The 5,237-nt window shown below is 72.1% G+C and carries 6 protein-coding genes; 4 read left to right on the top strand and 2 right to left on the bottom strand.

Annotated features, from left to right (window positions below; translation table 11 throughout):
• Together VH969_RS13350 and VH969_RS13355 are read left to right on the top strand one after the other, a co-directional pair.
• Positions 1–468, top strand: a 468-nt coding sequence (locus tag VH969_RS13350) for an MBL fold metallo-hydrolase (protein ID WP_331974040.1), incomplete at its 5' end; no start/stop codon positions are given.
• A gap of 87 nt (positions 469–555) precedes the next feature.
• A complete protein-coding gene (locus tag VH969_RS13355; protein ID WP_331974041.1) occupies positions 556–1,698 on the top strand; it encodes a serine hydrolase domain-containing protein in 1,143 nt (380 codons plus the stop codon).
• Positions 1,699–1,751: 53 nt separating this feature from the next.
• On the opposite strand, the gene VH969_RS13360 is transcribed toward VH969_RS13355, so the two are convergent.
• On the bottom strand, positions 1,752–2,876 hold the full coding sequence (locus VH969_RS13360) for a lysylphosphatidylglycerol synthase transmembrane domain-containing protein (protein WP_331974042.1): 1,125 nt from the start codon (positions 2,874–2,876) through the stop codon (positions 1,752–1,754).
• 122 nt (positions 2,877–2,998) lie between these two features.
• Between VH969_RS13360 and rph the strand changes: the two genes are divergently transcribed.
• A complete protein-coding gene (gene rph, locus VH969_RS13365) occupies positions 2,999–3,769 on the top strand; it encodes a ribonuclease PH (protein WP_331974043.1) in 771 nt (256 codons plus the stop codon).
• Entirely contained in the window at positions 3,766–4,362 is a 597-nt protein-coding gene (gene rdgB, locus VH969_RS13370; protein WP_331974044.1) for an RdgB/HAM1 family non-canonical purine NTP pyrophosphatase, read from the top strand. The genes rph and rdgB overlap by 4 nt, the downstream gene beginning before the upstream one ends.
• Here the strand turns inward: rdgB and VH969_RS13375 are convergent.
• A partial coding sequence (locus tag VH969_RS13375) for a serine hydrolase (RefSeq protein ID WP_331974045.1) occupies positions 4,359–5,237 on the bottom strand: 879 nt, incomplete at its 5' end. The genes rdgB and VH969_RS13375 overlap by 4 nt on opposite strands.

Consider the following 5,237-nt stretch of genomic DNA (forward strand, 5'->3'; position numbering starts at 1 on the left):
TTCGCGGCGGCGTACTGCCCGGACGAGGCCGAACGCGACGACGAGGACCTCGGCGACGTCTACGAGTTCCATCCGCTCGCCGACAGCACCATCCACATCGGACCCTTCGAGGTCACGGCGACGACCGCGGTGCACCCGTGCGAGGCGTACAGCTTCCGCATCGTCCACGGTGGACGCTCGCTTGTGTACTCGGGGGACACCGGCCCGTCGCCCGCGCTGGACAAGCTGGCCAAGGGCGCCGATGTGGTGCTCGCGGAGGCGTCGTGGACCCACTCGCCCGCGCGCCCGCGCGACCTGCACCTGTCCGGCGTCGACGCGGGCCGGCTCGCGCAGACGGCGGGCACCGGCCGGCTCCTGGTCACCCACGTCCCACCGTGGACCGACGCGTCGGCCGTCCTCGCGGAGGCGACGGGCGAGTTCGCGGGCCCGGCCCAGCTCGTGGTGCCCGGCGAGTCCTTCGAGGTCTGAGTGTCATCTGACATGTAGCGACCGGCGTTCCTGCCTCATCCTCGGAGCTTCCACCGTTTCCGATCGGGGGTGTGGGGAGGCAGGACAATGCGCAGGTCAGGTGTGGTTCTCACCGTGGCGGCGGTGGTCGCCACGGCATGCACGGCGGCTCCGGTGCCCGACTCCGGCACGACCCGGGCGGCGAGCCCGACCCTCGCGTCGACAAGAGCGTCGACGGAGGCGTCGACAGAAGCGTCGACGCGGGCGATGACCGGCTACCTGGACGGTTTGGTGCGGACGCGGCAGTTCCGCGGGTCGGTCGAGGTACGCCTCGGCGATCGTGTCCTGCTGAGCCGCGGCTTCGACACGGCCGGGAACGGCAAGCCCAACGGTCCGGACACCCGGTTCGTGATCGGATCGATCACCAAGCAGTTCACCGCGCTGGGCGTGTTGCTGCTGCAGGAGCAGGGCAGGCTCCGCGTCCGGGACCGGGTATGCGCCTATCTGCCGGACTGCCCGCCGGCCTGGCGCGCGATCACCCTCGACCAGCTGCTCACGCACACCTCCGGGCTGTACAACTTCACCGACATGGGGCCGGACGGGGGGCGGCGGTTCCTCGCCCGCATCGGCACCCGCACACCCTCGCCGGAACAGGTCACGGAGATGTTCGCCGGCCGCCCGCTCGAGTTCGCCCCGGGGACGCGGTTCAAGTACAGCAACTCGGGCTACGTGCTGCTCGGCCGTGTCGTCGAGAAGGTGGCCGGACAGGACTACGGGCATTTCCTGCGGAAGGAGATCTTCGAGCCACTCGGCATGTCCGACACCGGGTACACCCCGGGCGCGCCACCGCGACCGGACGACGCGATCGGCTACGCGACCTGGCAGCGCACCGCCGACACGTTCGACACATCGGTCTGGTTCGCGGCCGGCGGGATCTGCTCGACCGCGCCGGACATGGCCCGCTGGAACGACTTCCTGCTGACCGGCTCGCCCGCCCTGGTCGATCAGGACACCCTCGCCGACCTGCTCCGGCCCCGCCTTCCCGCGCCGCCGCTGGGGCAGTACGGCTACGGCATCATGACCCGCGGCAGCGGCGCGGCCACCGTGCACTTCCACGACGGCGGCGTGCCCGGCTTCGCGTCCTATGACGAGATTCGTCCGGCCGACCGGCTGTCGGTGACCGTGCTCAGCAATCTCGAGTCGGCCGACGGTTTCGAGGTCAGCAAAACCCTCGCGCTGATGGCGAAATAGGTCGACCTGATCGCCTTCTGCGTGCGGCTGTACAAGGCCGAGTGCGTCACCCGCTACGCCGAGCTGCGCGGCTCAGCCACCTGACCGGTGACGACGCCGCCGGCGGTGAGCTCGGGGACGGTCTCGGGCACCCGCTCGACGAGCTCGTCGCCGGACGGCGGGCGGCGCAGCAGCAGCCACGCGAGCATGCCGACCGGGATGATCAGCCAGCACGACAGCAGCCGGTACACCAGCACGGTCGCGGCCGCCGCGGCCTCGCCGGCGCCCGCCGACACCAGCCCGGCGAGCAGGCTGATCTCGATCACGCCGATGCCGCCTGGCGTCAGCGGGATCTGCCGCACGATCTGCACGGTCAGGTACACCGCGGCGAGCGTGGCGATGTCGACCGGCAGGCTGAACGCGCGGGCCGAGGCGTAGAGGCAGATCAGGTCGGTGAGCCAGTTCGCGATCGCCGCGGCGAGCGCGAGGCCCCAGTGCCGGCCGGGCACCGCGCGCGAGTTGGCGACCGCCTCGATGACCGGTCGCAACGCCGTGGCGGCCCGCGGCCAGCGCGACTCGATGCGCGCGAGCGGACTCGCGTGCGGGCGCGGGTGCGCGGGGTGGATCTGCCAGCTGGACTGCCAGGCGAGCAGCCCGACGAAGATCAGCAGGCCGAGCGTTACGACCGCGGAGACCTGGGTCAGCGCGGGGTGCGCACGCCACGCGTCACCGAGCCGCACGGCGACGGTCGCGAGCGCGCCGGTCGCGTACAGCAGGGCCAGCGCGACGAGCGACAGGATCCCCGACAGCACCATCACGGTGGCGGCCGTGCGCCGGCTCGCGCCCCCGGTGCGGAACTGCTTGAACGCGTACGCCGCGGAGATCGCCGAGCCGGCGGGCAGGCTGATCGCGATGGCCGAGCGGCTGTAGGCGAGGGCGAGCGAGCGGTGGCGGGTCATGTGGACGCCGAACGCGATGAGCAGGCGGCGCTGCTGGCGCGCGAACATGGCCATAGAGATCATCTCCGCGCCGGCCGCGACGGCGAGCCAGCCCGCGTCGGCCGTGCCCAGCGCGGCGGTCACGTCGGTAAGGCTCGGCAGCTTGTCGCGCAACGTCAGCACGGCGACGACCAGCAGCGCGATCACTACCGCGGCGCGCAGCACGGTCAGTGTTCGGTGACGCTCAGCCTTCCCACGCATTGCCCCCTCCAACATTTCATCACGTGATGAACTGTCCTCCGTGGGGGTGTTCGGGTCAATCCGAATTGGGGCTCTTTCGGGTGCCTGGCGGGAGACCTTCGCCACAGTCGTAGGGTTGCCCGGTGGCACGAAGCGATGGCAGGAACGACGACCAGCTCAGGGACATCAAGCTCACCCGCGGTTTTCAGCTGTGGCCGGCCGGATCGGTGCTGGTCGAGTTCGGCCGCACGCGGGTGCTGTGCGCGGCGAGCGTGACCGAGGGGGTTCCGCGCTGGCGCAAGGGTTCCGGTCTCGGGTGGGTCACCGCGGAGTACGCGATGCTGCCGTCCGCGACCAACACGCGAGGTGACCGCGAGTCGGTGAAGGGCCGGATCGGCGGTCGCACGCACGAGATCAGCCGGCTCATCGGGCGCTCGCTGCGTGCGTGCATCGACCTCGCCGCGCTCGGCGAGAACACGATCGTGATCGACTGTGACGTCATCCAGGCCGACGGCGGCACCCGCACCGCGGCGATCACCGGTGGCTACGTGGCGCTGGCCGACGCCATCACCTGGCTCGGTGCGGCCGGCCGGCTCGCCGACCCGCAGCCGCTGTCGTGCGCGGTGTCCGCGATCAGCGTGGGCGTGGTCGACGGCCGGGTGCGGCTGGACCTGCCGTACGAAGAGGACGCACGCGCCGAGGTCGACATGAACGTCGTCGCCACCGACACCGGCACGATCATCGAGGTGCAGGGCACCGGCGAGGGCGCGACGTTCACTCGGTCTACTTTGGACCAGATGCTCGACATGGCGCTCGCCGGCTGTGCGGAGATCAACGCGAAGCAGGCCGCGGTGCTCGCCGAGCCGTACCCCGGCACCCTGCCCGAGTCCGCGTCGAAGGCGGTCCGTTCGTGACGCGGCTGCTCGTGGCGAGCCGCAACGCGAAGAAGCTCGAGGAGCTGCGCCGGATCCTGGCCGGTGCCGGCGTGGAGGTGATCGGCCTCGACGACGTGCCGCCGTTCCCCGAGGCCCCGGAGACCGGCGCGACGTTCGAGGAGAACGCGCTCGCGAAGGCGCGCGACGCGGTGGCCGCCACCGGCCTGCCCGCGGTCGCCGACGACTCCGGCATCGCGGTCGACGCGTTGAACGGCATGCCGGGCGTGCTGTCCGCCCGCTGGGCGGGCAGCGCGAAGTCCGACCCGGCGAACCTGAAGCTGGTCCTCGAGCAGGTGGCCGACGTCCCCGACGAGCGCCTCACCGCGGCGTTCGTCTGCGCGGCGGCGCTGGTCCAGCCGGGCGGCGAGGAGGTCGTCGTGCGCGGCGAGTGGCCGGGCACATTGGTGCGCGAACCCCGCGGCACCAACGGGTTCGGCTACGACCCGATCTTCGTGCCGGAGGGGGAGACCCGCACGTCCGCGGAGCTGTCGTCGGCCGAGAAGGACGCGATCTCCCACCGCGGCCGGGCGTTGCACCAGCTGCTGCCACACCTGCGCGCGCTCACGGCTTAGGCGACCCCGGGCAGCCGGCCGTTCATCGCCGTCGCCGCCGCGGTGACCGACCGGGCCGCCGTCCGCCAGCCCGACCCCAGCGGGTGCTCGGTGAGCAGCACGACGATGTACCGGAAGCCCGGCCCGGCGAGGCCCGTGCTGTGCAGCACCATCGCGCTGCTGTTGCTGCCCCAGCCCTGCTTGATCGCCCACTCTGCGTGCAGCCCGTCCGGGATGCCGAAGTGCTGGTCGAACCCGTCCGCGGCCTGGCGTGGCGCGTTGGCGAGCGCGTCGACGATGAGCGTGCGGTCCGCGGGCGGCAGCTTCAGCACGTGGCGGTAGATCGCCACGATGTCCCGTGGCGTCACGACGACCTCGCCCCACCGGCCGTACGCCTCCGGCGGCCGCACGCCGGACAGGCCGAGCTCGGCGCTGGTCCGCGTCACGATCTGCGGGCCGCCGTACTTGACCCAGAACATGCTCGCGAGGTCGTCGTCGGACATCCTCAGCATCTCGGCGACCTGCTGTCGGGTGGGCCCGTCGGCGCCCTGCGCCAGCACGTCGATCGCGATCAGCAGCTTCACGAGGGAGGCGGAGCGGAACGGACGGTCGGCGTTGTACTCGAGGCGCAGCTCGCCGGTGGTCCGGTCGAACACCATGGCGCCGAGCGTCGTGCCGGGCTCCACGCCGGCCGCGGCCCTTTCCAGGATCCGGCCGGGAATGCGCGCGGGTAACTCCGGCCGCGGTTTCGGCTTCGTGTGCTTCCGCTCGGGCGCCGGGTTCTTCGGCATCGGCACGGGCGGCGCGCTCGTCGTGACGTTCGGCTGCACCGGCACCGGCGGGCCGGGCGGGGCGCCGAGGATGGCCGCGGGCTGACCGCATGCGACGGTCAGCCC

It is taken from the genome of Actinophytocola sp., assembly GCF_036555685.1.
In the GTDB taxonomy this organism is placed as follows: domain Bacteria; phylum Actinomycetota; class Actinomycetes; order Mycobacteriales; family Pseudonocardiaceae; genus Actinophytocola.